The organism is Streptomyces sp. NPDC002867 (genome assembly GCF_053591895.1).
Genome location: NZ_JBSFUR010000004.1, coordinates 85,860 through 112,648, shown reverse-complemented (window position 1 = coordinate 112,648; position 26,789 = coordinate 85,860). Strand labels below are relative to the sequence as shown.

At 68.5% G+C, this 26,789-nt stretch carries 38 protein-coding genes; 36 read left to right on the top strand and 2 right to left on the bottom strand.

Translation table 11 applies throughout. The features are described 5' to 3' along the window. Window positions 1-2 precede the first annotated feature (2 nt). Window positions 3-1,655, bottom strand: coding sequence for an RNA ligase family protein (locus ACWD0A_RS05135; RefSeq protein ID WP_451294736.1), 1,653 nt, complete (start codon window positions 1,653-1,655; stop codon window positions 3-5). Between the two features lie 618 nt (window positions 1,656-2,273). On the opposite strand from ACWD0A_RS05135, the gene rpsJ reads away from it, so the two are divergent. From rpsJ to truA, 31 genes are all read left to right on the top strand, one after another. Next, entirely contained in the window at window positions 2,274-2,582 is a 309-nt protein-coding gene (rpsJ, locus tag ACWD0A_RS05130) for a 30S ribosomal protein S10 (protein WP_003948644.1), read from the top strand. 14 nt (window positions 2,583-2,596) lie between these two features. Then, window positions 2,597-3,241, top strand: coding sequence for a 50S ribosomal protein L3 (rplC, locus tag ACWD0A_RS05125; RefSeq protein ID WP_005313592.1), 645 nt, complete (start codon window positions 2,597-2,599; stop codon window positions 3,239-3,241). Window positions 3,242-3,246: 5 nt separating this feature from the next. After that, window positions 3,247-3,900 carry a 50S ribosomal protein L4 gene (gene rplD, locus ACWD0A_RS05120; protein WP_177148616.1) on the top strand — a complete coding sequence of 218 codons (654 nt, stop codon included), beginning with the start codon at window positions 3,247-3,249 and terminating at the stop codon, window positions 3,898-3,900. After that, window positions 3,900-4,223, top strand: coding sequence for a 50S ribosomal protein L23 (gene rplW / locus ACWD0A_RS05115; protein ID WP_307713977.1), 324 nt, complete (start codon window positions 3,900-3,902; stop codon window positions 4,221-4,223). Before rplD ends, rplW begins: the two co-directional genes overlap by 1 nt. 40 nt (window positions 4,224-4,263) lie before the next feature. Further along, complete coding sequence (gene rplB / locus ACWD0A_RS05110) at window positions 4,264-5,100, top strand: 50S ribosomal protein L2 (protein ID WP_177148618.1); 837 nt, start codon at window positions 4,264-4,266, stop codon at window positions 5,098-5,100. 12 nt (window positions 5,101-5,112) lie between these two features. Further along, complete coding sequence (gene rpsS, locus ACWD0A_RS05105) at window positions 5,113-5,394, top strand: 30S ribosomal protein S19 (RefSeq protein WP_177148619.1); 282 nt, start codon at window positions 5,113-5,115, stop codon at window positions 5,392-5,394. Window positions 5,395-5,436: 42 nt separating this feature from the next. Next, entirely contained in the window at window positions 5,437-5,784 is a 348-nt protein-coding gene (rplV, locus tag ACWD0A_RS05100; RefSeq protein WP_043264895.1) for a 50S ribosomal protein L22, read from the top strand. Then, the gene (rpsC, locus tag ACWD0A_RS05095) at window positions 5,784-6,611 is read left to right on the top strand and encodes a 30S ribosomal protein S3 (RefSeq protein WP_177148620.1); all 828 of its coding nucleotides are present in this window, start codon (window positions 5,784-5,786) and stop codon (window positions 6,609-6,611) included. Before rplV ends, rpsC begins: the two co-directional genes overlap by 1 nt. Window positions 6,612-6,616: 5 nt before the next feature. Continuing rightward, window positions 6,617-7,036: a 50S ribosomal protein L16 gene (gene rplP / locus ACWD0A_RS05090; protein WP_017949658.1), complete on the top strand. Its 420-nt coding sequence runs from the start codon at window positions 6,617-6,619 to the stop codon at window positions 7,034-7,036. Further along, window positions 7,036-7,260, top strand: coding sequence for a 50S ribosomal protein L29 (gene rpmC, locus ACWD0A_RS05085; RefSeq protein WP_003974259.1), 225 nt, complete (start codon window positions 7,036-7,038; stop codon window positions 7,258-7,260). Before rplP ends, rpmC begins: the two co-directional genes overlap by 1 nt. Continuing rightward, window positions 7,260-7,544: a 30S ribosomal protein S17 gene (gene rpsQ / locus ACWD0A_RS05080; protein ID WP_093656384.1), complete on the top strand. Its 285-nt coding sequence runs from the start codon at window positions 7,260-7,262 to the stop codon at window positions 7,542-7,544. The genes rpmC and rpsQ overlap by 1 nt, the downstream gene beginning before the upstream one ends. A 108-nt stretch (window positions 7,545-7,652) precedes the next feature. Continuing rightward, complete coding sequence (rplN, locus tag ACWD0A_RS05075) at window positions 7,653-8,021, top strand: 50S ribosomal protein L14 (protein ID WP_003956455.1); 369 nt, start codon at window positions 7,653-7,655, stop codon at window positions 8,019-8,021. 2 nt (window positions 8,022-8,023) lie between these two features. Then, window positions 8,024-8,347 carry a 50S ribosomal protein L24 gene (rplX, locus tag ACWD0A_RS05070; RefSeq protein ID WP_177148621.1) on the top strand — a complete coding sequence of 108 codons (324 nt, stop codon included), beginning with the start codon at window positions 8,024-8,026 and terminating at the stop codon, window positions 8,345-8,347. After that, complete coding sequence (gene rplE, locus ACWD0A_RS05065) at window positions 8,347-8,904, top strand: 50S ribosomal protein L5 (protein ID WP_019888759.1); 558 nt, start codon at window positions 8,347-8,349, stop codon at window positions 8,902-8,904. The genes rplX and rplE overlap by 1 nt, the downstream gene beginning before the upstream one ends. A gap of 5 nt (window positions 8,905-8,909) precedes the next feature. Beyond that, window positions 8,910-9,095, top strand: a complete 186-nt coding sequence (locus tag ACWD0A_RS05060; RefSeq protein ID WP_003956452.1) for a type Z 30S ribosomal protein S14 — start codon at window positions 8,910-8,912, stop codon at window positions 9,093-9,095. 209 nt (window positions 9,096-9,304) lie between these two features. Beyond that, a complete protein-coding gene (gene rpsH, locus ACWD0A_RS05055) occupies window positions 9,305-9,703 on the top strand; it encodes a 30S ribosomal protein S8 (RefSeq protein WP_019888762.1) in 399 nt (132 codons plus the stop codon). 20 nt (window positions 9,704-9,723) lie between these two features. Continuing rightward, a complete protein-coding gene (gene rplF, locus ACWD0A_RS05050) occupies window positions 9,724-10,263 on the top strand; it encodes a 50S ribosomal protein L6 (protein WP_307713976.1) in 540 nt (179 codons plus the stop codon). Between the two features lie 3 nt (window positions 10,264-10,266). Further along, on the top strand, window positions 10,267-10,650 hold the full coding sequence (gene rplR, locus ACWD0A_RS05045) for a 50S ribosomal protein L18 (RefSeq protein ID WP_177148623.1): 384 nt from the start codon (window positions 10,267-10,269) through the stop codon (window positions 10,648-10,650). 39 nt (window positions 10,651-10,689) lie between these two features. Beyond that, entirely contained in the window at window positions 10,690-11,295 is a 606-nt protein-coding gene (gene rpsE / locus ACWD0A_RS05040) for a 30S ribosomal protein S5 (protein WP_005313527.1), read from the top strand. Further along, a complete protein-coding gene (rpmD, locus tag ACWD0A_RS05035; protein WP_071273185.1) occupies window positions 11,295-11,477 on the top strand; it encodes a 50S ribosomal protein L30 in 183 nt (60 codons plus the stop codon). Before rpsE ends, rpmD begins: the two co-directional genes overlap by 1 nt. Window position 11,478: 1 nt before the next feature. Continuing rightward, window positions 11,479-11,934 carry a 50S ribosomal protein L15 gene (gene rplO, locus ACWD0A_RS05030; RefSeq protein ID WP_177148624.1) on the top strand — a complete coding sequence of 152 codons (456 nt, stop codon included), beginning with the start codon at window positions 11,479-11,481 and terminating at the stop codon, window positions 11,932-11,934. Window positions 11,935-12,147: 213 nt separating this feature from the next. Next, a complete protein-coding gene (gene secY / locus ACWD0A_RS05025; protein ID WP_177148625.1) occupies window positions 12,148-13,467 on the top strand; it encodes a preprotein translocase subunit SecY in 1,320 nt (439 codons plus the stop codon). Next, window positions 13,467-14,132, top strand: a complete 666-nt coding sequence (locus ACWD0A_RS05020; protein ID WP_451294728.1) for an adenylate kinase — start codon at window positions 13,467-13,469, stop codon at window positions 14,130-14,132. Before secY ends, ACWD0A_RS05020 begins: the two co-directional genes overlap by 1 nt. Before the next feature lie 97 nt (window positions 14,133-14,229). Beyond that, the gene (gene map / locus ACWD0A_RS05015) at window positions 14,230-15,066 is read left to right on the top strand and encodes a type I methionyl aminopeptidase (RefSeq protein WP_177148627.1); all 837 of its coding nucleotides are present in this window, start codon (window positions 14,230-14,232) and stop codon (window positions 15,064-15,066) included. 166 nt (window positions 15,067-15,232) lie between these two features. Further along, a complete protein-coding gene (infA, locus tag ACWD0A_RS05010) occupies window positions 15,233-15,454 on the top strand; it encodes a translation initiation factor IF-1 (protein ID WP_003956442.1) in 222 nt (73 codons plus the stop codon). Between the two features lie 58 nt (window positions 15,455-15,512). Then, the gene (gene rpmJ, locus ACWD0A_RS05005; protein ID WP_003956441.1) at window positions 15,513-15,626 is read left to right on the top strand and encodes a 50S ribosomal protein L36; all 114 of its coding nucleotides are present in this window, start codon (window positions 15,513-15,515) and stop codon (window positions 15,624-15,626) included. Window positions 15,627-15,816: 190 nt separating this feature from the next. Next, window positions 15,817-16,197, top strand: a complete 381-nt coding sequence (rpsM, locus tag ACWD0A_RS05000; RefSeq protein ID WP_177148628.1) for a 30S ribosomal protein S13 — start codon at window positions 15,817-15,819, stop codon at window positions 16,195-16,197. A 64-nt stretch (window positions 16,198-16,261) separates the two neighbouring features. After that, the gene (gene rpsK, locus ACWD0A_RS04995; protein WP_003948617.1) at window positions 16,262-16,666 is read left to right on the top strand and encodes a 30S ribosomal protein S11; all 405 of its coding nucleotides are present in this window, start codon (window positions 16,262-16,264) and stop codon (window positions 16,664-16,666) included. 224 nt (window positions 16,667-16,890) lie between these two features. Further along, window positions 16,891-17,913, top strand: coding sequence for a DNA-directed RNA polymerase subunit alpha (locus ACWD0A_RS04990; protein ID WP_003956430.1), 1,023 nt, complete (start codon window positions 16,891-16,893; stop codon window positions 17,911-17,913). 227 nt (window positions 17,914-18,140) lie between these two features. Beyond that, a complete protein-coding gene (gene rplQ / locus ACWD0A_RS04985; protein ID WP_451294726.1) occupies window positions 18,141-18,638 on the top strand; it encodes a 50S ribosomal protein L17 in 498 nt (165 codons plus the stop codon). 81 nt (window positions 18,639-18,719) lie between these two features. Beyond that, window positions 18,720-19,595: a tRNA pseudouridine(38-40) synthase TruA gene (truA, locus tag ACWD0A_RS04980; protein ID WP_451294724.1), complete on the top strand. Its 876-nt coding sequence runs from the start codon at window positions 18,720-18,722 to the stop codon at window positions 19,593-19,595. Here the strand turns inward: truA and ACWD0A_RS04975 are convergent. Then, window positions 19,566-20,516 (bottom strand): hypothetical protein, encoded by a 951-nt coding sequence (locus ACWD0A_RS04975; RefSeq protein ID WP_451294722.1) that lies wholly within the window; start codon window positions 20,514-20,516, stop codon window positions 19,566-19,568. The genes truA and ACWD0A_RS04975 overlap by 30 nt on opposite strands. A 55-nt stretch (window positions 20,517-20,571) precedes the next feature. Between ACWD0A_RS04975 and ACWD0A_RS04970 the strand changes: the two genes are divergently transcribed. From ACWD0A_RS04970 to glmM, 5 genes are all read left to right on the top strand, one after another. Continuing rightward, window positions 20,572-22,191, top strand: a complete 1,620-nt coding sequence (locus ACWD0A_RS04970; RefSeq protein ID WP_451294720.1) for an ABC-F family ATP-binding cassette domain-containing protein — start codon at window positions 20,572-20,574, stop codon at window positions 22,189-22,191. A gap of 185 nt (window positions 22,192-22,376) precedes the next feature. Continuing rightward, complete coding sequence (locus ACWD0A_RS04965; RefSeq protein ID WP_451294718.1) at window positions 22,377-23,969, top strand: protein kinase domain-containing protein; 1,593 nt, start codon at window positions 22,377-22,379, stop codon at window positions 23,967-23,969. 292 nt (window positions 23,970-24,261) lie between these two features. Further along, the gene (rplM, locus tag ACWD0A_RS04960; protein ID WP_177148633.1) at window positions 24,262-24,705 is read left to right on the top strand and encodes a 50S ribosomal protein L13; all 444 of its coding nucleotides are present in this window, start codon (window positions 24,262-24,264) and stop codon (window positions 24,703-24,705) included. 41 nt (window positions 24,706-24,746) lie between these two features. Then, complete coding sequence (gene rpsI, locus ACWD0A_RS04955; protein ID WP_451294716.1) at window positions 24,747-25,259, top strand: 30S ribosomal protein S9; 513 nt, start codon at window positions 24,747-24,749, stop codon at window positions 25,257-25,259. A gap of 165 nt (window positions 25,260-25,424) precedes the next feature. Next, a complete protein-coding gene (gene glmM, locus ACWD0A_RS04950) occupies window positions 25,425-26,783 on the top strand; it encodes a phosphoglucosamine mutase (protein WP_451294714.1) in 1,359 nt (452 codons plus the stop codon). The last annotated feature ends 6 nt before the right edge of the window (window positions 26,784-26,789 follow it).

Below are 26,789 nucleotides of genomic sequence, written 5' to 3'. Positions count from 1 at the left end.
CGCTACACCTCCTCCTCGATCGTCCCGCTCGTCCCGATGTACCAGGTGCGGTGCGCCTGGCCCGGATACGGCGGGCCGAAACGGTGCAGCTGGGCGGCGAGGACGGCAGGCGGCACCGGGTGCTCCCGCACGCCGTTGCGCCGGACCAGCTCGTCCTCGTCGACGAGGACGACGGCGTGGGTGACCAGGGCGTCACGGCGCCGCGCGACCGCGTGCACCAGGGAGCGCTGCTGCTGGTTGAGCGAGGTCGCGTCCCACACCGCGGTGCCGCCCGCCGCCAGGGCCGCGTCCAGCCGGTCGAGTCCCGCACGCAGGATCTCCGCGTTCGCCTTCTGGTCGGCGCGGGAACCGCGGGCCTCGCGCAGGTCGTCGAGCGAGACGTACGCGTCCACCCCGGCGAGGCCCCGTGCGAACGTGCTCTTGCCGCTGCCCGCCGGGCCCACGGTCTGGACGAGCTTCGGGAAGTCGCCGGCGCGCCACTGCCAGGTCGCCGCGACGGCCTCCTCGGCCGTGCCGATCCGCCCGAGTGCGTACGCCTCGCGCGCCTCGGCGCGGCAGCGGGCCGCGGCGTCCGGCTCCAGGTCCGCGAAGACCTCGGCCAGCTCTGCGATCGGTGCGGCGTCCTCGGCGTGCAGCGCCGACCACTCCACCTGCTCGCGCGCCTCGGCGCTCGGGGCCGTCGCCCGGGCGACGGCGTGCAGGACGCCGAGGTCGGCGGCGTACGACATGCGCACCAGACCGGCCCGCCGGTCCTCGTCCGGATAGGGCCGGTGCAGCGCCGGGGACAGCCCGACGAGGTCCGCCACGCGCCGGGCGAGCGGCATGCCGAGCACCGCGGCCAGCTCGGGCGCGAGCCACGCCCGCCGGCTGCCGTGCAGCAGTGTGGCCAGGACGCCCGAGAGCCGGGCGTCGCCCGTGACGCCCGCGACCTCCAGCCTGCCGAGGGCCGCCGCGTCGCCGCCGGGCACCCCGAGCGCGGCGGCCAGTGCCGCCGCGTCGGCGGGAGCGCCCGAACGCACCGCCCACAACGGCGCGTTCGGGCCGAGCCCGTTCGCCACGACGGCCGCGTGCATCCAGTGCGTGCCGGTCTGCACATGACCGGCCCGCACCCACTTGGCCACGCGCAGCCCGAACTCCTCGGCCATGAAGCCGTCGGCTGTGCGGACGACGTACCCTTCCTGCCGCCCGAGGTCCGGCTTCAGCGCCCGCAGCGCACGCTCGTCGAAGACCCCGCGCCACAGCACACGCGGCGTCGGAACCCCCAGGTCGCGCAGGAAGCGGACGGTCCGGTCCCAGTCCAGACACCAGCCGAGCTCGTCCCAGACGGAGAACCCGTAGAAGTAGCTGTCCAGGTCGTCGTACGCGATCGAGTGCCGGGCGTACATGTTCTCGCCGCACACCCGCCAGCCCTCGGGAACGGCGTGTCCGATGCGTCCGTGCAGCGCCTTGACCCAGGCCCGGGACGGGTGGTGAGCCGAGTCGAGGGACCGGGCGTGCAGACCGTCGCGGTACAGCGTGGTGTTCTCGCCGTCGAGCTTCTCGGTGACGACGACCTCGCGCCCGAGCAGTCCGCGCAGGTCGGTGACCCGCACATCGTCTGCGGTCGCCCCTGGTGACCAGGGCAGATGTCGTGTCCTCGGATAGTGCGTACGCATGGTGACCGTTCCCCCGTGACAGCGGCTGCGCGGTCACTGTAAGTGTGCGCCCAGACGTGCTTCGACGGGTTTTCCCTGCGGGGCGTTCGTCTCGTCCCGGTATGAGACCCGAACCGGGGCCCGGCCGGGGCGCGGGCCGAAGGGGTGCCGGCGGGAGCGGCGGGCACGGGCGAGCAGCCCTGCCGTGCGGCCGGCCAAGGGCTTCCGGGGAGTGGACGGCGTGCCGCGGTTTGACACGCAACCCCCGCGGGGTAATCTCTTCGGCTCGATTGGCCACGGGCCCCGAGCGTGTGGCAGACTGTCCGGGTTGCTCGGTTGAGTGCCGATGCTGCGCGCCTCCCGCCGGGAGGACCGGAAGCGAGTCCCACAGTACTCGTCGATCCCACGCGGATCGGACGTACGGGAATCTTCCGGGAAGTGTCAGCGGGGTACCGGCCAGGCACTCGGTGGGAGCTCTTCCCCCGATGCGCGGTCTCGGCCCGTGCCCCCTTGGTTGGGAAATCCTTCGGGAGATCTGCGTAGAGGGAGTGCGACACGCCCGACCGCGTGGGTCGGAGAAGAGAGCAGGACCCGCCGAGTTCCAGAGCGTTTCACTAGACAAAGGACTACTGAGTAGCCATGGCGGGACAGAAGATCCGCATCCGGCTCAAGGCCTACGACCACGAGGTCATCGACTCCTCGGCGAAGAAGATCGTCGAGACGGTGACCCGCACTGGTGCGTCGGTCGCAGGCCCGGTGCCGCTGCCCACTGAGAAGAACGTGTACTGCGTCATCAAGTCGCCGCACAAGTACAAGGACTCGCGCGAGCACTTCGAGATGCGCACGCACAAGCGCCTGATCGACATCCTCGACCCGACGCCCAAGACCGTTGACTCGTTGATGCGCCTGGACCTTCCGGCCGGCGTCGACATCGAGATCAAGCTCTGAGAGGCGCGGAAGAGATGGCAAAGCAGATCAAGGGCGTCCTGGGCGAGAAGCTCGGCATGACCCAGGTCTGGGACGAGAACAACCGTGTCGTCCCGGTGACCGTCGTCAAGGCCGGGCCCTGCGTCGTTACCCAGGTCCGTACGAACGACATCGACGGCTACGAGTCGGTCCAGATCGCCTTCGGCGAGATCGACCCGCGCAAGGTGAACAAGCCCCTCAAGGGCCACTTCGCCAAGGCCGACGTGACCCCCCGCCGCCACCTGGTGGAGCTCCGCACCCCTGACGCCAGCGAGTACACGCTGGGCCAGGAGATCACTGCCGAGGTGTTCGAGTCCGGCGTCAAGGTCGACGTCACGGGCAAGAGCAAGGGCAAGGGCTTCGCCGGTGTCATGAAGCGTCACAACTTCAAGGGCCTCGGCGCCGGTCACGGCACCCAGCGCAAGCACCGCTCTCCCGGTTCCATCGGTGGCTGCGCCACCCCGGGCCGTGTGTTCAAGGGCCTCCGCATGGCGGGCCGTATGGGCAACGAGCGGGTCACCACCCAGAACCTGACCGTTCACGCCGTTGACGCGGAGAAGGGCCTGCTCCTCATCAAGGGCGCAGTTCCTGGTCCGAACGGCGGCCTGGTCCTGGTCCGCACTGCGGCCAAGGGGGCCTGAGGACTATGAGCACCATTGACATTCTGTCGCCCGCAGGCGACAAGACCGGGACCGTCGAGCTCCCGGCCGAGATCTTCGACGCCAAGGTCAGCGTCCCGCTGATCCACCAGGTCGTCGTCGCGCAGCTGGCCGCTGCCCGTCAGGGCACGCACAAGGTCAAGACGCGTGGCGAGGTCCGCGGTGGTGGCAAGAAGCCTTACCGCCAGAAGGGCACCGGCCGCGCCCGCCAGGGTTCGACCCGTGCGCCGCAGTTCGCCGGCGGTGGCGTCGTCCACGGCCCCGTGCCGCGTGACTACTCGCAGCGGACCCCGAAGAAGATGAAGGCCGCCGCCCTGCGCGGTGCCCTCTCGGACCGGGCCCGCCACTCCCGTATCCACGTCGTCTCCGGCGTGGTCGAGGGCGAGGTCTCCACCAAGGCCGCCAAGACGCTGTTCGGCAAGATCTCGGAGCGCAAGAACCTGCTCCTGGTCGCGGACCGCAGCGACGAGGCCGCGTGGCTGTCCGCCCGCAACCTGCCCCAGGTCCACATCCTGGAGCCGGGCCAGCTGAACACGTACGACGTGCTCGTCTCCGACGACGTGGTCTTCACCCAGGCCGCCTTCGAGTCCTTCGTGTCCGGCCCCAAGGCCGCCAACGACACCGAAGGGAGCGAGGCCTGATGTCCGAGGCCACGATCACCAGCAAGACCTACTCGGACCCGCGCGACATTCTCGTCAAGCCGGTTGTGTCCGAGAAGAGCTACGCGCTGCTGGACGAGAACAAGTACACGTTCATCGTCGACCCGCGTGCCAACAAGACCCAGATCAAGCAGGCCGTCGAGGCGGTCTTCTCGGTCAAGGTCACCGGGGTCAACACGATCAACCGCCAGGGCAAGCGCAAGCGCACCCGCACCGGTTTCGGCAAGCGCGCCAACACCAAGCGCGCCATCGTGACCCTTGCTGAGGGCGACCGTATCGACATCTTCGGCGGTCCGACCGCCTGAGGGCGGTCTGGATCGTCCGATATCGGACGAGGACTGAGAAATGGGTATCCGCAAGTACAAGCCGACGACTCCGGGCCGTCGTGGCTCCAGCGTCGCCGACTTCGTCGAGATCACGCGGTCCACGCCGGAGAAGTCGCTGGTCCGCCCTCTGCACAGCAAGGGCGGCCGTAACAACACCGGTCGTGTGACCGTCCGTCACCAGGGCGGTGGCCACAAGCGCGCCTACCGCGTGATCGACTTCCGTCGTCACGACAAGGACGGCGTGCCGGCCAAGGTCGCTCACATCGAGTACGACCCGAACCGCACCGCGCGCATCGCGCTCCTGCACTACGCAGACGGCGAGAAGCGCTACATCATCGCGCCGCGTGGCCTGAACCAGGGCGACCGTGTCGAGAACGGCCCGGCCGCCGACATCAAGCCCGGCAACAACCTGGCGCTGCGCAACATCCCGGTCGGTACGACCATCCACGCCATCGAGCTGCGGCCCGGCGGCGGCGCGAAGTTCGCCCGCTCCGCGGGTGCCTCCGTGCAGCTGCTGGCGAAGGAGGGCCAGATGGCCCACCTGCGTATGCCGTCCGGCGAGATCCGCCTGGTCGACGTCCGCTGCCGCGCCACCATCGGCGAGGTCGGCAACGCCGAGCAGTCGAACATCAACTGGGGCAAGGCCGGCCGCAAGCGCTGGCTGGGCGTTCGCCCGACCGTTCGCGGTGTGGCGATGAACCCGGTTGACCACCCGCACGGTGGTGGTGAGGGCAAGACCTCCGGTGGTCGCCACCCGGTCTCCCCGTGGGGTCAGAAGGAGGGTCGTACTCGTTCTCCCAAGAAGGCGAGCAACAAGTACATCGTCCGCCGCCGCAAGACGAACAAGAAGCGCTAGGAGCGGGTTTAGATGCCGCGCAGTCTCAAGAAGGGGCCCTTCGTCGACGACCACCTGATCAAGAAGGTGGATTCGCAGAACGAAGCCGGCACCAAGAACGTCATCAAGACCTGGTCCCGTCGCTCGATGATCGTCCCGGCCATGCTGGGCCACACGATCGCGGTGCACAACGGCAAGACCCACGTCCCGGTGTTCGTCACCGAGTCGATGGTCGGCCACAAGCTCGGCGAGTTCTCGCCGACTCGCACCTTCCGCGGCCACGTCAAGGACGACCGGAAGTCGAAGCGCCGCTAAGGCGGGGTGGAACGACTCATGACTTACACCGAAGGGACAACCATGGAAGCCAGGGCCCAGGCGCGGTACATCCGCGTCACGCCCATGAAGGCCCGCCGCGTGGTGGACCTCATCCGTGGCATGGATGCCACGGAGGCTCAGGCGGTCCTGCGTTTCGCCCCGCAGGCCGCGAGCGTGCCGGTCGGCAAGGTGCTGGACAGCGCCATTGCCAACGCCGCGCACAACTACGACCACACGGACGCCTCCACGCTGTTCATCAGCGAGGCGTACGTGGACGAGGGTCCGACCCTGAAGCGGTTCCGTCCGCGTGCTCAGGGCCGTGCCTACCGGATCCGTAAGCGGACCAGCCACATCACCGTGGTCGTCAGCAGCAAGGAAGGAACCCGGTAATGGGCCAGAAGGTAAACCCGCACGGGTTCCGGCTCGGTATCACCACGGACTTCAAGTCCCGCTGGTACGCCGACAAGCTGTACAAGGACTACGTCAAGGAAGACGTCGCCATCCGTCGGATGATGACGTCCGGCATGGAGCGCGCCGGCATCTCGAAGGTTGAGATCGAGCGCACCCGTGACCGCGTGCGGGTGGACATCCACACCGCGCGTCCCGGCATCGTCATCGGCCGCCGTGGCGCCGAGGCCGACCGCATCCGCGGCGACCTCGAGAAGCTCACGGGCAAGCAGGTCCAGCTGAACATCCTCGAGGTCAAGAACCCCGAGGTCGACGCTCAGCTCGTGGCCCAGGCCGTTGCCGAGCAGCTGTCCTCCCGCGTCTCCTTCCGCCGTGCCATGCGCAAGAGCATGCAGTCGGCCATGAAGGCGGGCGCCAAGGGCATCAAGATCCAGTGTGGTGGCCGTCTCGGCGGCGCCGAGATGTCCCGCTCGGAGTTCTACCGCGAGGGCCGTGTGCCGCTGCACACGCTCCGCGCGAACGTCGAGTACGGCTTCTTCGAGGCCAAGACCACCTTCGGCCGCATCGGCGTGAAGGTCTGGATCTACAAGGGCGACGTCAAGAACATCGCCGAGGTCCGCGCCGAGAACGCTGCTGCCCGCGCCGGCAACCGCCCGGCCCGTGGCGGCGCCGACCGCCCGGCCCGTGGTGGCCGCGGTGGCGAGCGTGGCGGTCGCGGTCGCAAGCCGCAGCAGGCTGCTGCTGCCGAGGCCCCCAAGGCCGAGGCCGCTGCCGCCGCTCCGGCTGAGAGCACCGGAACGGAGGCCTGACCGAAATGCTGATCCCCCGTAGGGTCAAGCACCGCAAGCAGCACCACCCGAAGCGCAGCGGTATGTCCAAGGGTGGTACGCAGGTTGCGTTCGGCGAGTACGGCATCCAGGCCCTCACTCCGGCGTACGTGACCAACCGCCAGATCGAGGCGGCTCGTATCGCGATGACCCGCCACATCAAGCGTGGCGGCAAGGTCTGGATCAACATCTACCCGGACCGCCCGCTGACCAAGAAGCCTGCCGAGACCCGCATGGGTTCCGGTAAGGGTTCCCCGGAGTGGTGGGTCGCGAACGTCAAGCCCGGTCGGGTGATGTTCGAACTGTCCTACCCGAACGAGAAGATTGCTCGTGAGGCGCTCACCCGCGCTGCTCACAAGCTTCCGATGAAGTGCCGCATCGTTCGGCGCGAGGCAGGTGAGGCGTGATGTCGGCCGGAACCAAGGCGTCCGAGCTGCGCGAGCTGGGCAACGAGGAGCTTCTTGCCAAGCTCCGCGAGGCCAAGGAAGAGCTGTTCAACCTCCGCTTCCAGGCGGCGACCGGTCAGCTCGAGAACCACGGCCGGCTGAAGGCCGTCCGCAAGGACATCGCCCGGATCTACACCCTGATGCGTGAGCGTGAGCTGGGCATCGAGACGGTGGAGAGCGCCTGATGAGCGAGAGCAACGTGACTGAGAACAAGACCGAGCGCGGATTCCGCAAGACCCGTGAGGGTCTGGTCGTCAGCGACAAGATGGACAAGACCGTCGTCGTCGCCGTCGAGGACCGCGTGAAGCACGCGCTGTACGGCAAGGTCATCCGCCGTACGAACAAGCTCAAGGCGCACGACGAGCAGAATGCCGCGGGCGTCGGCGACCGTGTCCTCCTCATGGAGACCCGGCCGCTGTCCGCGACGAAGCGCTGGCGCGTCGTCGAGATCCTCGAGAAGGCCAAGTAATCGCTTGAAGGGGTAACCCTTCGAGTTCGTTCCGCCAGGCTCGGTGGGGGCTTTCCCTCGTAAGAGGACAGCCCCCGCCGGGAACCGGCAGACAATCAGGAGATAGACGTGATCCAGCAGGAGTCGCGACTGCGTGTCGCCGACAACACTGGTGCCAAGGAGATCCTTTGCATCCGTGTTCTCGGTGGCTCCGGTCGCCGCTACGCGGGCATCGGTGACGTCATCGTCGCCACCGTCAAGGACGCGATCCCCGGTGGCAACGTGAAGAAGGGTGACGTCGTCAAGGCGGTCATCGTTCGCACCGTCAAGGAGCGCCGCCGCCAGGACGGCTCGTACATCCGCTTCGACGAGAACGCCGCCGTCATTCTGAAGAACGACGGCGACCCTCGCGGCACCCGTATCTTCGGCCCCGTGGGCCGTGAGCTGCGCGAGAAGAAGTTCATGAAGATCATCTCGCTCGCGCCGGAGGTGCTGTAAGCATGAAGATCAAGAAGGGCGACCTGGTACAGGTCATCACCGGCAAGGACAAGGGCAAGCAGGGCAAGGTCATTCAGGCCTTCCCCCGCGAGGACCGCGTCCTGGTCGAGGGTGTCAACCGGGTCAAGAAGCACACCAAGGCCGGCCAGACCGCTCGCGGTTCGCAGACCGGTGGCATCGTCACGACCGAGGCCCCCATCCACGTGAGCAATGTTCAGCTCGTCGTGGAGAAGGACGGCAACAAGGTCGTCACGCGCGTCGGTTACCGCTTCGACGAAGAGGGCAACAAGATCCGCGTTGCCAAGCGGACGGGTGAGGACATCTGATGGCTACCACCACCACTCCGCGTCTGAAGACGAAGTACCGCGAGGAGATCGCGGGCAAGCTGCGTGAGGAGTTCTCCTACGAGAACGTCATGCAGGTTCCCGGCCTCGTCAAGATCGTGGTCAACATGGGTGTGGGCGACGCCGCCCGCGACTCCAAGCTGATCGAGGGCGCCATCCGCGACCTCACCACGATCACCGGTCAGAAGCCGGCCGTCACCAAGGCCCGCAAGTCCATCGCGCAGTTCAAGCTGCGCGAGGGTCAGCCGATCGGTGCCCACGTCACGCTCCGTGGCGACCGCATGTGGGAGTTCCTGGACCGCACCCTGTCGCTCGCGCTCCCGCGCATCCGCGACTTCCGTGGTCTGTCCCCCAAGCAGTTCGACGGCCGTGGCAACTACACCTTCGGTCTCACGGAGCAGGTCATGTTCCACGAGATCGACCAGGACAAGATCGACCGTGTCCGGGGTATGGACATCACCGTGGTCACCACGGCGACCAACGACGACGAGGGCCGCGCCCTCCTTCGTCACCTCGGCTTCCCGTTCAAGGAGGCGTGAGCGAGATGGCGAAGAAGGCTCTGATTGCCAAGGCTGCTCGCAAGCCGAAGTTCGGTGTGCGCGCGTACACCCGCTGCCAGCGCTGCGGCCGTCCGCACTCCGTGTACCGCAAGTTCGGCCTGTGCCGCGTGTGCCTTCGTGAGATGGCTCACCGTGGCGAGCTGCCGGGCGTGACCAAGAGCTCCTGGTAATCCCTTCATCGGGATGACCGGAGTCTCTCGGTAAGCACTGGGTATGGCGGAGGCCCTTCCCTCCATGGCTTAGGCTAGGAGGGTTGGGCGTCCGCCGCCCGTACGACTTACTACGCCGTAGGTCCCCGCGCCGCACCCGTCCCGCCCCTGTGTGGGGAGAGGGATGGCGCATACAGGAAACCCCGGCGAGAGAGGCCGAAGGCCAATTCATGACCATGACTGATCCGATCGCAGACATGCTTACGCGTCTGCGGAACGCGAACTCGGCATACCACGACTCCGTGTCGATGCCGCACAGCAAGATCAAGTCGCACATCGCGGAGATCCTCCAGCAGGAGGGTTTCATCACCGGCTGGAAGGTCGAGGACGCCGAGGTCGGCAAGAACCTCGTCCTCGAGCTGAAGTTCGGCCCGAACCGTGAGCGTTCGATCGCCGGCATCAAGCGCATCTCGAAGCCGGGTCTGCGCGTTTACGCGAAGTCCACCAACCTGCCGAAGGTTCTCGGCGGCCTGGGCGTGGCGATCATCTCCACGTCCCACGGTCTCCTGACCGGCCAGCAGGCGCAGAAGAAGGGCGTGGGTGGGGAAGTCCTCGCCTACGTCTGGTAGTCGGGAACGGAGGAAAGCAAATGTCGCGCATCGGCAAGCTCCCCATCCCGGTTCCCTCCGGCGTGGACGTCACCATCGACGGCCGCACGGTCACCGTCAAGGGCTCCAAGGGCACCCTGACGCACACCGTTGCCGCTCCGATCGAGATTGTTAAGGGCGAGGACGGCGTTCTGAACGTCACCCGTCCCAACGACGAGCGTCAGAACAAGGCCCTCCACGGCCTGTCCCGCACGCTGGTGGCGAACATGATCACCGGTGTGACCCAGGGATACACCAAGGCGCTCGAGATCAGCGGTGTCGGTTACCGCGTCGCCGCGAAGGGCTCCAACCTGGAGTTCCAGCTCGGTTACAGCCACCCGATCCTGGTGGAGGCCCCCGAGGGCATCTCCTTCAAGGTCGAGTCGCCGACCAAGTTCTCGGTCGAGGGCATCGACAAGCAGAAGGTCGGCGAGGTCGCCGCGAACATCCGCAAGCTGCGCAAGCCCGACCCGTACAAGGCCAAGGGCGTGAAGTACGCGGGCGAGGTCATCCGCCGCAAGGTCGGAAAGGCGGGTAAGTAAGCCATGGCATACGGTGTGAAGATCGCCAAGGGCAAGGCCTACAAGGCTGCTGCCATCAAGCGCCGCCACATCCGCGTCCGCAAGAAGGTCTCGGGCACGGCCGAGCGTCCGCGCCTGGTCGTGACGCGCTCGAACCGCCACATGGTCGCCCAGGTCATCGACGACATCAAGGGTCACACCCTGGCGTCGGCGTCGACCCTGGACACCTCCATCCGGGGTGGCGAGGGCGACAAGTCCGCGCAGGCCAAGCAGGTCGGCGCCCTGGTCGCCGAGCGTGCCAAGGCCGCCGGTGTCGAGGCTGTCGTGTTCGACCGTGGTGGCAACCAGTACGCCGGGCGCATCGCCGCCCTGGCGGACGCCGCCCGCGAAGCCGGGCTCAAGTTCTGAGCCTGCCGTAGCTAGCGGAAACAGAGAGAGGTAAATCCAATGGCTGGACCCCAGCGCCGCGGAAGCGGTGCCGGTGGCGGCGAGCGGCGGGACCGGAAGGGCCGTGACGGCGGCGCAGCTGCCGCCGAGAAGACCGCGTACGTTGAGCGCGTTGTCGCGATCAACCGCGTCGCCAAGGTTGTGAAGGGTGGTCGTCGCTTCAGCTTCACCGCGCTCGTCGTGGTGGGCGATGGTGACGGCACCGTCGGCGTGGGCTACGGCAAGGCCAAGGAGGTGCCGGCCGCCATCGCCAAGGGTGTTGAGGAGGCCAAGAAGCACTTCTTCAAGGTCCCCCGTATCCAGGGCACCATCCCGCACCCGATCCAGGGCGAGAAGGCTGCCGGCGTCGTTCTGCTCAAGCCGGCTTCCCCCGGTACCGGTGTTATCGCCGGTGGCCCGGTGCGTGCCGTGCTCGAGTGCGCGGGCGTGCACGACATCCTGTCGAAGTCGCTCGGCTCGGACAACGCGATCAACATCGTGCACGCGACCGTGGCGGCCCTGAAGGGCCTGCAGCGTCCCGAGGAGATCGCGGCGCGCCGCGGTCTGCCGCTCGAGGACGTCGCCCCCGCGGCTCTGCTGCGTGCGCGTGCGGGAGCGGGTGCGTAATGGCTCGCCTCAAGATCACGCAGACGAAGTCGTACATCGGCAGCAAGCAGAACCACCGCGACACCCTGCGTTCGCTTGGCCTCAAGCGGGTCAACGACGTGGTCGTCAAGGAGGACCGTCCTGAGTTCCGCGGCATGGTGCACACCGTCCGCCACCTCGTGACGGTCGAGGAGGTCGACTGACATGGCGGAGCAGAACCCGCTGAAGGTCCACAACCTCCGTCCCGCCCCCGGCGCCAAGACCGCCAAGACCCGTGTCGGTCGTGGTGAGGCGTCGAAGGGTAAGACGGCCGGTCGTGGTACCAAGGGCACCAAGGCCCGTTACCAGGTTCCGCAGCGCTTCGAGGGCGGGCAGATGCCCCTCCACATGCGCCTGCCGAAGCTCAAGGGCTTCAAGAACCCGTTCCGCACCGAGTACCAGGTCGTGAACCTGGACAAGCTGGCCGCCCTGTACCCGCAGGGTGGCGAGGTCACCGTCGCCGACCTGGTCGACAAGGGTGCCGTGCGCAAGAACAGCCTCGTCAAGGTCCTGGGCCAGGGCGAGATCTCCGTGGCGCTGCAGGTGACGGTCGACGCCGTCTCCGGCTCCGCCAAGGAGAAGATCGCCGCCGCCGGCGGCACCGTCACCGAGCTCGTCTGAGACGACTCGATGGCTTGAACATCCAGCCGGGGATGCCTTCCAAAAGGGGCATCCCCGGTTGGTCGTTCCTAGGGGGGCATGGTCGCCGGTAAGGTGGCGTGCACTGTTAACTTCAGCCCGGTGTGCCTACCCGGCAAACCGTGCGGATACGTATTCGTCGATCCTCAAGACCGTCACCTCTGACGCAGAAGCGCGGGGGTCGCAGGAGGCACCGTGCTCACCGCGTTCGCCCGGGCGTTCAAGACGCCCGACCTGCGCAAGAAGCTGCTGTTCACACTGGCCATCATCGTGCTGTACCGCCTCGGGTCGCACATTCCGGTCCCGGGTGTGGACTATCAGAACGTTCAGATCTGTGTGGATGCGGCCCAGAAGGGCAACAACAGCCTGTTCGGGCTGGTGAACATGTTCAGCGGCGGGGCGCTGCTGCAGATCACCATTTTTGCGCTGGGCATCATGCCGTACATCACGGCGAGCATCATCCTTCAGCTGCTGACCGTGGTGATCCCACGGCTCGAGGCCCTCAAGAAGGAGGGCCAGTCCGGCACGGCGAAGATCACGCAGTACACGCGGTATCTGACCGTCGCGCTCGCCGTGCTGCAGGGCACCGGCCTGGTGGCGACCGCCCGCAGCGGCGCGCTGTTCAGCGGCTGCACGGTGGCCGACCAGATCGTTCCCGACCAGTCGATCTTCACCACCGTCGTGATGGTGGTCACGATGACCGCCGGCACCGCCGCCGTCATGTGGCTCGGTGAGCTCATCACCGACCGCGGCATCGGCAACGGCATGTCCATCCTGATGTTCATCTCGATCGCCGCCGGCTTCCCGGGCGCCCTGTGGGCCATCAAGGAGAGCGGCAAGCTCGCGGGCGGCTGGATCGAGTTCGGCACGGTCATCCTGATCGGCTTCGTGATGGTCGGCCTCGTCGTCTTCGTCGAGCAGGCCCAGCGCCGTATCCCTGTGCAGTACGCGAAGCGCATGATCGGCCGCAGGTCGTACGGCGGTACGTCCACTTACATCCCGCTCAAGGTGAACCAGGCAGGTGTGATTCCTGTCATCTTCGCGTCGTCGCTGCTGTACATCCCGGCGCTCGTCGCGCAGTTCTCGAACTCCAACGCAGGCTGGAAAACCTGGATCGAAGCCCACTTCGTCAAGGGTGACCACCCCTACTACATCGCTACGTACTTCCTCCTGATCGTGTTCTTCGCCTTCTTCTATGTGGCGATCTCGTTCAACCCCGAGGAAGTCGCGGACAACATGAAGAAGTATGGTGGCTTCATCCCGGGTATCCGGGCTGGTCGTCCTACTGCCGAGTACCTGAGCTACGTGCTCAACAGGATCACTTGGCCGGGCTCGCTGTACCTGGGTCTGATTGCTCTTGTTCCGACGATGGCGTTGGCAGGCTTCGGAGGCGCGAACCAGAACTTCCCGTTCGGCGGGACGAGCATCCTCATCATCGTGGGTGTGGGTCTGGAGACCGTGAAGCAGATCGAGAGCCAGCTCCAGCAGCGCAATTACGAAGGGTTCCTCCGCTGATGCGAATCGTCCTCGTCGGACCGCCCGGTGCCGGGAAGGGAACGCAGGCTGCGTACCTTGCCAAGAACCTGTCGATCCCGCACATCTCCACGGGCGACCTCTTCCGTGCCAACATCTCCCAGGGCACGGAGCTGGGCAAGCAGGCCAAGGCGTACATGGACGCCGGCAACCTGGTCCCGGACGAGGTGACCATCGGTATGGCCAAGGACCGCATGTCCCAGTCCGACGCCGTGAACGGGTTCCTGCTGGACGGCTTCCCGCGCAACGTGGGCCAGGCCGAGGCACTGGACGAGATGCTGCAGAGCGAGGGCGTCACGCTGGACGCGGTCCTCGACCTGGAGGTCCCCGAGGACGAGGTCGTCAAGCGGATCGCCGGCCGTCGCGTGTGCCGCAACGACAGCGCGCACGTCTTCCACGTCACGTACACCCCGCCGAAGGCCGAGGGTGTCTGCGACGAGTGCGGCGGCGAGCTGTACCAGCGCGACGACGACTCCGAGGAGACGGTGCGCAAGCGGCTCGAGGTCTACCACACGCAGACCGAGCCGATCATCGACTACTACAAGGCCCAGGGCCTGGTGGTCACCATCTCCGCGCTGGGCAAGGTCGCCGACGTGACCGCCCGGGCGATGGAGGCCCTGCAGAAGGACAAGGCCGCCCAGGCCTGATCCGGACAGTCTCGAGTACGGCCGCGGTGTCCGACGGACGCCGCGGCCGTATTGTTGATAAGCCCCCGATTCCCTGCCGAGAAAGGCGTCCGCCGCAATGGTGCAGATCAAGACCCCCGAGCAGATCGCGAAGATGCGCGAGGCGGGACTGGTCGTCGCCGCCATCCACGCGGCGACCCGGGAGGCCGCGGTGCCCGGCGCCACGACCCGGGATCTGGACGAGGTCGCCCGCAAGGTGATCGCCGACCACGGCGCCAAGTCGAACTTCCTCGGGTACGGCGGCTTCCCCGCGACGATCTGCACGTCGGTGAACGAGGTCGTCGTCCACGGCATCCCCGACGAGAAGACCGTCCTGAAGGACGGCGACATCATTTCCGTCGACTGCGGCGCGATCGTCGACGGCTGGCACGGCGACGCGGCGTACACGGCCTTCGTGGGCAGCGGTCACGCCCCGGAGCTCATCGAGCTGTCCCGGGTGACCGAGGAGTCGATGTGGGCCGGCATCGCCGCGATGAAGAACGGCAACCGCCTCGTCGACATCTCCCGCGCCATCGAGACGTACATCCGCCGCCAGCCGCGCCCCGCGACCGGCAAGTACGGGATCATCGAGGACTACGGCGGTCACGGCATCGGCACCGAGATGCACATGGACCCGCACCTGCTGAACTACGTCTCCCGCAAGCGCGGCCGCGGCCCCAAGCTGGTGCCGGGCTTCTGCCTCGCGATCGAGCCGATGGTCTCGCTCGGCACGCCGTTGACCGATGTGCTCGAGGACGACTGGACGGTCGTCACGACCGACGGCACCTGGTCCTCGCACTGGGAGCACTCCGTGGCGCTCACGGAGGAGGGCCCGCTCGTGCTGACGGCCCCCGACGGCGGGAAGGCGAAGCTGGCCGAGCTGGGCGTCACCGCGGCGCCGGACCCCCTGGCCTGACGGCCGGGCCGCTCCCGACAGCGTAACGATCTTCTACGGTGGGCACACTTGCCGGATTCGTCTTTTCGAAGGGCCTGGCGTAGACTGATGCGTCGGCTCTCGTGTACCCGTGTGTCCACACCCGGGGAGGAGAGTCGATCAAGGTAGCCGATTCGAAAGGCGAAGCGTGGCCAAGAAGCAAGGTGCCATCGAAATCGAGGGCACCGTGATCGAGTCCCTCCCGAACGCCATGTTCAAGGTGGAGCTCCAGAACGGTCACAAGGTCCTCGCGCACATCTCCGGCAAGATGCGGATGCACTACATCCGAATCCTTCCGGACGACCGGGTCGTCGTGGAGCTCTCTCCGTACGACCTGACGCGTGGGCGGATCGTCTACCGCTACAAGTAGATCTTGTCGCACCCCCTTCCGCGGGGTGTCGGCACTGACCCGGAGAACCTCACATCCCATGAAGGTCAAGCCGAGCGTCAAGAAGATCTGCGACAAGTGCAAGGTGATCCGCCGTCACGGCCGGGTCATGGTCATCTGCGACAACCTGCGCCACAAGCAGCGCCAGGGCTGACGCACGACCACCTGCACTCGCAGTTCTTCGCGCGACGCACGTAAAAACATGTACATACGCAGAGCCCGCCTGGCTACGGCTGGCGACACCTCCGGTGGAGGCCGGAGACCTGGGCGTACCACCCTTCTCCAAGGGTCGGCGACCACGGAACGGCTTTGCGGAAGACCTCCGACTACAACAGGAGCCATGAATGGCACGCCTTGAAGGCGTTGACCTCCCGCGCGACAAGCGTATTGAGGTCGCCCTCACCTACGTCTTCGGCATCGGGCGCACCCGGTCCAAGGAGACCCTCGCCGCCACCGGTGTCGACCCCAACATCCGCGTTCGTGACCTGGCCGAAGAGGACCTCGTCAAGATTCGCGAGTACGTGGACGTCAACTTCCAGACCGAAGGTGACCTCCGCCGCGACATCCAGGCGAACATCCGCCGCAAGGTCGAGATCGGCTGCTACCAGGGTCTGCGCCACCGTCGCGGCCTGCCGGTCCACGGCCAGCGCACCAGCACGAACGCGCGCACCCGCAAGGGCCCGCGTCGCGCCATCGCCGGTAAGAAGAAGCCGGGCAAGAAGTAGTCCGCAGCGGACGACTGTCCACGGTCTTCGCTGTAGGACCGACCACCTCCCGTAGGAGTTATAGATGCCCCCCAAGGGTCGTCAGGGCGCTGCCAAGAAGGTGCGCCGCAAGGAAAAGAAGAACGTCGCTCACGGCCACGCGCACATCAAGAGCACGTTCAACAACACGATCGTGTCCATCACGGACCCGACCGGCAACGTGATCTCCTGGGCCTCCGCCGGCCACGTCGGCTTCAAGGGCTCGCGCAAGTCCACCCCCTTCGCCGCGCAGATGGCCGCCGAGTCGGCCGCCCGCCGCGCGCAGGAGCACGGCATGCGCAAGGTCGACGTCTTCGTCAAGGGTCCCGGCTCCGGCCGTGAGACCGCGATCCGCTCCCTCCAGGCCACCGGCCTCGAGGTCGGCTCGATCCAGGACGTCACCCCCACGCCCCACAACGGCTGCCGTCCCCCGAAGCGCCGCCGCGTCTGACGCACGGCCGCTTGCGGGACGGTGTCCGGCTGGGGGGCCGGGGGTCATCCCCCGGATGTTGCAGCACGGCTGCCGTCCGCCGAAGCGCCGCCGCGTCTGACGCACGGCCGCTTGGCTGCTTGACCAGGGTGTTCCGGGCGGTACGTCCCCATTGGGGCGTACCGCCCGTACCCTGTATCAGAGGACGTCAAATAGCGGGCGTCCACGACTGAAGGAAACACACCATGCTGATCGCTCAGCGCCCCTCGCTGACCGAAGAGGTTGTCGACGAGTACCGCTCGCGGTTCGTCATCGAGCCGCTGGAGCCGGGCTTCGGCTACACGCTCGGCAACTCCCTGCGCCGTACGCTCCTCTCCTCGATCCCGGGTGCGGCGGTCACGTCCATCCGCATCGACGGTGTCCTGCACGAGTTCACCACCGTGCCGGGCGTCAAGGAGGACGTCACCGACCTCATCCTCAACATCAAGCAGCTGGTCGTCTCCTCGGAGCACGACGAGCCGGTCGTGATGTACCTGCGCAAGCAGGGTCCCGGCCTGGTCACCGCTGCTGACATCGCCCCGCCGGCCGGTGTCGAGGTGCACAACCCCGACCTGGTGCTCGCCACGCTGAACGGCAAGGGCAAGCTGGAGATGGAGCTGACCGTCGAGCGCGGTCGCGGCTACGTCTCCGCCGTGCAGAACAAGCAGGTGGGCCAGGAGATCGGCCGTATCCCGGTCGACTCCATCTACTCGCCGGTGCTCAAGGTCACCTACAAGGTCGAGGCGACCCGAGTCGAGCAGCGCACCGACTTCGACAAGCTGATCGTCGACGTCGAGACCAAGCAGGCCATGCGCCCGCGCGACGCCATGGCGTCCGCCGGCAAGACCCTGGTCGAGCTGTTCGGTCTGGCCCGTGAGCTCAACATCGACGCCGAGGGCATCGACATGGGCCCTTCCCCCACGGACGCCGCCCTGGCCGCCGACCTCGCGCTGCCGATCGAGGAGCTCGAGCTCACCGTTCGTTCGTACAACTGCCTCAAGCGTGAGGGCATCCACTCCGTGGGTGAGCTCGTGGCGCGCTCCGAGGCCGACCTCCTCGACATCCGCAACTTCGGTGCGAAGTCGATCGACGAGGTCAAGGCGAAGCTGGCCGGCATGGGCCTGGCCCTCAAGGACAGCCCGCCCGGATTCGACCCGACCGCCGCCGCCGACGCCTTCGGCGCCGACGACGACGCGGACGCCGGGTTCGTCGAGACCGAGCAGTACTGAGCACCTCCCGGTGCGGGCGGCGGGTCGTGAGGCCCGCCGCCGCGCCGGGCGGACTCGGCCGTGGGGTCCTGCCCCCCGGCACCCGGGCTACGGCCCGGGACTGGACTTCCCCGGTTCGTCCGGGGGCCCCGCGAGGGGCACGCCCCTCGCACACCCTCCGGCGACCGCCAGGAGGGAACTGACACCGGTACCTGACACGGCCGGTGCAGATCACAAGGAGAAACCCCATGCCGCGTCCCACCAAGGGAGCCCGTTTCGGCGGCAGCGCCGCGCACGAGAAGCTGCTTCTCGCGAACCTGGCGAAGTCGCTGTTCGAGCACGGCCGCATCACCACGACCGAGGCGAAGGCCCGCCGCCTGCGTCCGGTCGCCGAGCGCCTGATCACCAAGGCGAAGAAGGGCGACATCCACAACCGTCGCCTGGTGCTGCAGACCATCACGGACAAGGGCGTCGTGCACACCCTGTTCACCGAGATCGCTCCGCGTTACGCCGAGCGTCCCGGCGGCTACACCCGCATCACGAAGATCGGCAACCGTCGTGGCGACAACGCCCCGATGGCCGTGATCGAGCTGGTCGAGGGTGAGATCGCGAAGAAGGCCACCGTCGCCGAGGCCGAGGCCGCCACCAAGCGTGCGGTCAAGGAGTCCGAGGCGAAGGCCGAGGAGGCCAAGGTCGAGGAGACCGAGGCCGCCGAGGCCCCGGCCGACGAGGCCAAGGACGCCTGAACCGCGTTCTGACGGCTCACGGGCCCGCTCCCCTCGGGGGGCGGGCCCGTTCCGTGTCCGGTGCTTGAGAGGATTGATGGCGTGAGCGATGAGGTGGAGCCCGGCTTCGTGCGGGTGCGGCTGGATCTGTCGTACGACGGCAGGGACTTCTCCGGCTGGGCCAAGCAGGCCCGCGGGCAGCGGACCGTGCAGGGCGAGATCGAGGACGCGCTGCGTACGGTGACGCGGTCCTCCGTGACGTACGAGCTGACGGTCGCCGGGCGCACGGACGCCGGGGTGCACGCGCGCGGGCAGGTGGCGCACGTGGACCTGCCCGAGGAGCTGTGGGCCGAGCACCGGGACAAGCTCCTGAAGCGGCTGGCGGGACGGCTGTCGAAGGACGTGCGCGTGTGGAGCGTGGCCGAGGCCCCGGCAGGGTTCAACGCGCGGTTCTCGGCGATATGGCGCCGCTACGCGTACCGCGTGACCGACAATCCCGGCGGCGTCGATCCGCTGCTGCGCGGCCATGTGCTGTGGCACGACTGGCCGCTGGACGTCGACGCGATGAACGCTGCGGCCGAGCGGCTGGTCGGGGAGCACGACTTCGCGGCGTACTGCAGGAGGCGCGAGGGCGCCACCACCATCCGCACGCTGCAGCGGCTGTCCTGGGAGCGGGACGCCTCCGGTGTCGTCACGGCGACCGTGAAGGCCGACGCGTTCTGCCACAACATGGTGCGTTCGCTGGTCGGCGCGCTGCTGTTCGTGGGCGACGGACACCGGCCGGTGGAGTGGCCGGCCAAGGTCCTCGCGGCGGGCGTGCGGGACTCGGCGGTGCACGTCGTGCGGCCGCACGGACTGACGCTGGAGGAAGTCGGCTACCCCGCCGACGAGTTGCTCGCCACCCGGAACCGGGAGGCGCGCAACCGGCGTTCGCTGCCGACCGGTCCGCTACTGGGCGGGTGCGGTGGCTGCGGCTGAGGCCTGGGCCTCGCCGCGGCGCACGATCTGACGGAACGCGAACTCGCTGATGTCGTCGCCGGAGCGGTACGCCTTGGTGTCACCGGTCGTCACTGACTTGGCCTTCGTGTAGCCGGTGATGGTGAAGTAGGCGTAGCGGCCGTAGGAGTTGTACGTGTTCCGGCAGACCGGGCCGCCCTTGCAGAACGTGGGGACGCCGGCGCCGGGCAGCGGAGCGATGCCGCCCTTGGCCTGCTGGACGACCGTCTTGGCCTTCGCCTCGTTCTCGAAGGTCGCGACGCCGACGGTGACCGCGATGCCGTCCTTGAGGTAGGTCGCGCGGAAGACCTGCTCGCAGCCGTGCGTCTCCAGGACCGGGCCGAGGGCGCCGCTGGTGACCGACGCACAGTTGCCGGTGCGGGAGGTGGCGCCCTTGGTGTAGACGCGGTCGCCGTCACCCATCGTCAGCTTCGTGCCGGGGAAGAGGGTTTCGGCGCTGAGCGGCGCCGTGTCCTTCTTGCGGTCGGAGACGAAGTCCTTCGGGTTCGGCGGGGGCAGGGGCTCCACCGAGGAGAAGGACGGCTGCGGCTGGGTGGTGTCCTGCGGCAGGGTGGGCGCGGTGGGCAGGGTGCTGCTCTTGTCGGACGCGGTGTCGCTGCCGTCGTTGTTCGACGAGACGATCGCGGTCGCGACGATCCCGGCGATCAGCGCGGTGGCGAGCGCGCCGCCGCCGATCATCAGCCAGCGCCTGCGTCGGGCGCGGGCGGCGGAGGCGTCGGCGAGCGCGGCCCAGTCAGGGCTGCCCGAGTCCCCGCCGTACTGGCCGCGGACGCCGCCGTACGGGTCCTGGCCGTACGGATCCTGCCCGTACGGGCCCTGGTTGTACGGGTCCTGGTTCTGTCCGCCGGAACCCCACTGAGGTCCCCCCTGCCCAAAGCTCATGCCGCGCATCCTAAACCTGTTGGGCAAAGGCGGTACGGGCGGTGAGAATCGGCCCATGGGACACGTAGAGGCCGCGCATCTGGAGTACTGCCTACCGGACGGGCGGGTGCTCCTCGGTGACGCGTCCTTCCGTGTCGGGGAAGGCGCGGTGGCCGCGCTGGTGGGGGCCAACGGCGCGGGGAAGACCACGCTGCTGCGGATCATCGCGGGGGAACTCCAGCCGCACGGCGGCTCGGTGACGGTCAGCGGCGGGCTCGGTGTGATGCCGCAGTTCGTCGGTTCCGTGAGAGACGAGCGCACGGTCCGGGATCTGCTGGTGTCGGTGGCCCAGCCGCGGATCAGGGAGGCGGCGGCCGCGGTGGACGCGGCCGAGCTCGCGATCATGACGGTCGACGACGAAGCGGCGCAGATGACGTACGCCCAGGCGCTGAGCGACTGGGCGGAGGCGCGCGGCTACGAGGCCGAGACGGTCTGGGACATGTGCACCATGGCGGCGCTGGGCATCCCGTACGAGAAGGCGCAGTGGCGACAGGTGCGGACGCTGTCCGGCGGCGAGCAGAAGCGGCTCGTGCTGGAGGCGCTGCTGCGCGGCCCCGACGAGGTGCTGCTGCTGGACGAGCCGGACAACTATCTGGACGTGCCGGGCAAGCGGTGGCTGGAGGACCGGCTGCAGGAGACCCGCAAGACGGTCCTGTTCGTGTCCCACGACCGGGAGCTGCTGGCCCGGGTCGCGGAGAAGATCGTGGCGGTGGAGCCGGGGCCGGCGGGGTCGGACGTGTGGGTGCACGGCGCGGGCTTCGGGACGTTCCACGCGGCGCGCAAGGAGCGGTTCGCGCGGTTCGAGGAGCTGAAGCGGCGCTGGGAGGAGAAACACGCGCAGCTGAAGAAGCTGGTGCTCAGCCTGCGGCAGGCGGCGTCGGTCAGCCATGAGCTGGCGTCGCGGTACGCGGCGGCGCAGACGCGGCTGCGGAAGTTCGAGGAGGCGGGCCCGCCGCCGGAGCCGCCGCGCGAGCAGGACATCCGGATGCGGCTGCGGGGCGGCCGGACGGGCGTACGGGCGCTGACCTGCACCGGTCTGGAGCTGACCGGCCTGATGAAGCCGTTCTCGATGGAGGTCTTCTACGGGGAGCGGGTGGCGGTGCTCGGCTCGAACGGCTCCGGCAAGTCGCACTTCCTTCGGCTGCTGGCGGGGGACTCCGTCGCCCACACGGGGGAGTGGAAGCTGGGGGCGCGGGTCGTCCCCGGGCACTTCGCCCAGACCCATGCGCACCCGGAGCTACTGGGTCGCACGCTGGTGGACATCCTGTGGACGGAGCACGCGAAGGACCGGGGCGGCGCGATGTCGGTGCTGCGGCGCTACGAACTGGAGCGGCAGGGGGACCAGCCCTTCGAGAAGCTGTCCGGCGGCCAGCAGGCCCGCTTCCAGATCCTGCTGCTGGAGCTGGCGGGCACGACGGCGCTGCTCCTGGACGAGCCCACGGACAACCTGGATCTGGAGTCGGCGGAGGCGCTGCAGCGGGGCCTGGAGGCGTACGAGGGCACGGTGCTGGCCGTGACGCACGACAGGTGGTTCGCCCGGTCGTTCGACCGGTATCTGGTGTTCGGCTCGGACGGGGTGGTGCGGGAGACGCCGGAGCCGGTCTGGGACGAACGCCGCGTGGACCGGGCCCGGTAAGGGCCGCGCAGCTCTGTGGGGGCCTGAGCGGCCCCCGGGCGGGTGCGGCTGCCCCTCGGGCGGGGCTGTGCCTCGGCTCCGGGAGCGCGGCCGCTCCCGACGCGCCGCCGGCGTGCCCCAGACCCGATGCAGGGCGCCGTCGGAGTCGGTAGGTTGAGCGGCAACATGATCTCCGGGGGGCGGACATGCCGAGCGACAGTGTGGCGGATGCGGTCCGTCCGGGCCTCAGGTTCGGGGCGTTCACGGTGCTGGACGAACTCGCCAGTGGAGGCATGGGCCGCATCTATCTCGCCCGTTCGCCCGGCGGTCGCACCGTCGCGGTGAAGACACTGATCACCGACAGCAAGGACGACCGCCGCCGTTTCGCCCGCGAAGTCGTGCTCGCCCAGCGCGTCCAGGGAGTCTTCACCGCGAGCGTCGTGGCGGCGGACGCAGCGGCCGCCGTGCCGTGGATGGCGACCGAGTACGTCCCCGCCCCCTCCCTGCGCGACCTCGTGGAGAGCTGCGGGACGCTGGACGCGGGCGCTCTGCACTGGGTGGCGGCCGGGATGGCGGAGGCGCTGGTCTCCATCCACGCGGCAGGCCTCGTGCACCGGGACGTGAAACCGTCGAACGTCCTACTGCCGGTGGAGGGCCCGCGGGTGATCGACTTCGGGATCTCGCAGGCTCACGACGTCACCCGGACCCAGACCGCCCTCGGCACGGTCGCCTACGCCTCTCCCGAGCAGGCCCGCGGCGAGGAGACCACCCCAGCCTCGGACGTGTACTCGCTGGGAGCAACGCTGTTCTGTCTCGCCGTCGGCCGGGCTCCGTACCGAGACGGCGGCGCGGGTCCGGCCCTGGAGCAGCTCGTCCGCGCGGCGACGGGCGACCTGGACGTGTCGGGGCTGCCGGCCGAGCTGGAAGGGCTGGTGCTGCCGTGTCTGGCGCTGGACCCCGCGGACCGGCCGACCCCCGCGGAGATCCTCGCGTACTGCGCGGACAGGCTGGGCGAGCGCCCGGACGCCCGCGGCGGCGAGGACTGGCTGAACGGGGCGTGGATCGAGGCGATCGAGCGGTACCGCGAGGGGCGTGTGCGGGCGGTGGAGGCCGCCCGGCGGCGTATCGACCCGGACGCGGCGACAGCGGCGGTGCCTGCGCCTGGCCGGACGTCCCGCCTGTGGCTCCCGCCGCCCGCAGCCCCGCGGACCCGCCTGTGGTGGGCGACCGGTGCGGCGTCCGCCGTCGTCGCGCTCGCGGTCGCGGTCGTCCTGGTGGTACGCCCCTGGGACGCAGGTGCGGGGAACGCCGCTGCGGGGGTGCCGGACGAGCCCGTGCGCATCCTGGAAGTGGAGGACGAGTTCGAGGGCGTGTGCCCGACCGGCTCACCGGAGCCCGACGCGTGGCCGCCGCAGAGTCCCGCGCCCCCCGGACGGGCCTTCACCTCGGACGACCGTCAGAGCTGTGTCGTCGTCTCGACGGCTCCCGGGATGACGGTCAACCGGTTCGAGGAGGTCGCCGCCTACGAGGAGAAGGCGCCGGGGGCGGAGGGCTGGTCCGTCCGCGTCGCCCTGAAGGACTCCGACCGTGCGAAGTTCGCCGAGCTGACGGGGAAGATCGTGGGACGGGGACTGCAACCGGACGATCCGAAGGCCCGGCTGGCGGTCGTCCTGGGTGACAAGAGGCTGCTGGCCAGTTTCTTCATCGCGACCAAGCTGCCGGGAGGGACTGCGATCATCGCCACGGGACTGGGTGAGAACGAGGCCCGGTTCCTGGCCGAGGCGCTGGGAGCGCCCTGACGTCTCCGCCCGCACTGTCGTCTTTGCCCGTTCTGGGCCTGGGGCCCCTCCTGCGCACTCGGTCCGCCCGGCACCGGCGGTTTTGACCCGTGCGGGGCCTCACGGGTATTCTGCTGGTTCGTTATGCGTATTGGCTTGCTCTATCTCACGTGAGAGGCCCTTACGCCGGTCCACCGGGCCGATGACCAGCGATCGACACTCGGGTTGCGTCCCCGACGTGCGATCAGGGCTGTCGTGATCGTCCGGGTGGCCTTGTCAGGACCCACTCACTGAAGAAGCGAAGGCTACGACCGTGCGTACGTACAGCCCCAAGCCCGGCGATGTGACGCGCCAGTGGCACATCATCGACGCGCAGGACATCGTCCTGGGCCGTCTGGCGACCACCGCCGCAACCCTTCTCCGGGGCAAGCACAAGCCGATCTACGCCCCCCACGTCGACGCTGGTGACTTCGTCATCATCATCAACGCGGAGAAGGTGCACCTGTCCGGCAACAAGCGGACCCAGAAGATGGCGTACCGCCACTCCGGCTACCCGGGTGGTCTGCGTTCCGTCCGCTACGACGAGCTGCTCGAGAAGAGCCCCGAGAAGGCCATCGAGAAGGCCGTCAAGGGCATGCTCCCCAAGAACACCCTGGGCCGTCAGATGCTCTCGAAGCTGAAGGTCTACGCGGGCGAGAACCACCCGCACGCTGCCCAGCAGCCGGTCCCGTTCGAGATCACCCAGGTCGCGCAGTAAGTCCGGCCACCCCCTAAGACGAAAAGAATCTGAGGAGAATCGTGGCTGAGACCACCGCCGAGACCCCGCTCGAAGAGGTTGACGTCGAGCAGTACACCACCGAGACCGAGGTTCCGGTCGAGGGTGAGTACACCTCCGAGTCCCTGGCTTCCCGCTTCGGCGAGCCGCAGCCGGCCGCCGGCCTGGGCCGCCGCAAGAACGCCATCGCCCGCGTCCGGATCGTTCCGGGCACCGGCAAGTGGAAGATCAACGGCCGCACCCTTGAGGACTACTTCCCCAACAAGGTGCACCAGCAGGAAGTCAACGAGCCCTTCAAGGTGCTCGAGCTCGACAACCGCTACGACGTCATCGCCCGCATCTCGGGTGGCGGCGTCTCCGGTCAGGCCGGTGCCCTGCGCCTCGGCGTGGCCCGTGCGCTGAACGAGGCGGACGTGGACAACAACCGCGGCCCGCTGAAGAAGGCCGGCTTCCTCTCCCGCGACGACCGTGCGGTCGAGCGCAAGAAGGCCGGTCTCAAGAAGGCCCGCAAGGCTCCGCAGTACAGCAAGCGCTAAAGCGCACGCTGGCCTGTACAAGCTGGTACGGCTTCTGTACGGCTTCACGTTCGCCCCGGCGGCACTCCGTGCTGCCGGGGCGTTCGTTTATCGACCCTCGGACATCGGCCCGACGACCTCGGGCGTATAACGAACTCGCGCATTCAGCTTCTTCGGAGGACAACTGTGGGACGACTCTTCGGAACGGACGGTGTACGCGGTGTGGCCAACGCGGACCTGACGGCAGAGCTTGCGCTCGGCCTGTCGGTCGCCGCGGCGCACGTGCTCGCCGAAGCGGGCACCTTCGCGGGCCATCGCCCGACCGCGGTGGTGGGACGTGACCCCCGTGCCTCCGGAGAGTTCCTGGAGGCGGCCGTCGTGGCGGGCCTCGCCAGCGCCGGTGTCGACGTGCTGCGCGTCGGCGTGCTGCCCACCCCGGCGGTGGCCTACCTCACCGGCGCGCTCGGCGCCGACCTCGGCGTGATGCTCTCCGCCAGCCACAACGCCATGCCGGACAACGGCATCAAGTTCTTCGCGCGCGGCGGCCACAAGCTCGCCGACGAGCTGGAGGACCGGATCGAGCAGGTCTACGAGCAGCACCGCACCGGTGAGCCGTGGGACCGGCCGACCGGCGCGGGCGTGGGCCGGGTGGCGGACTACGACGAGGGCTTCGACAAGTACGTCGCCCATCTCATCGCCGTGCTGCCCAACCGCCTGGACGGACTGAAGATCGTCCTCGACGAGGCGCACGGCGCGGCCGCCCGGGTGTCCCCGGAGGCGTTCGCCCGGGCCGGCGCCCAGGTCGTCACCATCGGCGCGGAACCGGACGGCCTGAACATCAACGACGGCTGCGGCTCGACGCACCTGGGCCTGCTCAAGGCGGCCGTGGTCGAGCACGGCGCCGACCTCGGCATCGCCCACGACGGCGACGCCGACCGCTGCCTCGCCGTGGACGCCGACGGCAACGAGGTCGACGGCGACCAGATCCTCGCGGTGCTCGCGCTCGCGATGCGCGAGGCCGGCACGCTGCGCGGCAACACGGTCGTCGCCACCGTCATGTCGAACCTGGGCTTCAAGCTGGCGATGGAGCGCGAGGGCGTCGAGCTGGTGCAGACCGCGGTCGGCGACCGCTACGTCCTGGAGGCCATGAAGGCGCAGGGCTACGCGCTCGGCGGCGAGCAGTCCGGGCATGTGATCGTCCTGGACCACGCCACCACCGGCGACGGCACGCTGACCGGCCTGATGCTGGCGGCCCGGGTCGCCGCGACCGGCCGTTCCCTGGCCGACCTCGTCGGCGTGATGCAGCGTCTGCCGCAGGTGCTCATCAACGTGCGCGACGTCGACAAGTCCCGGGTGCAGACGTCCGCCGAGCTGGCGCAGGCCGTCGGCGAGGCGGAGCGCGAACTCGGCGCCACAGGCCGCGTCCTGCTGCGCCCCTCGGGCACCGAGCCGCTGGTGCGGGTCATGGTCGAGGCCGCCGACCTCGAGCAGGCGCAGGCCGTCGCGGGCCGGCTGGCCGACGTGGTGAAGTCGGCGCTCGGCTAGAGTGCC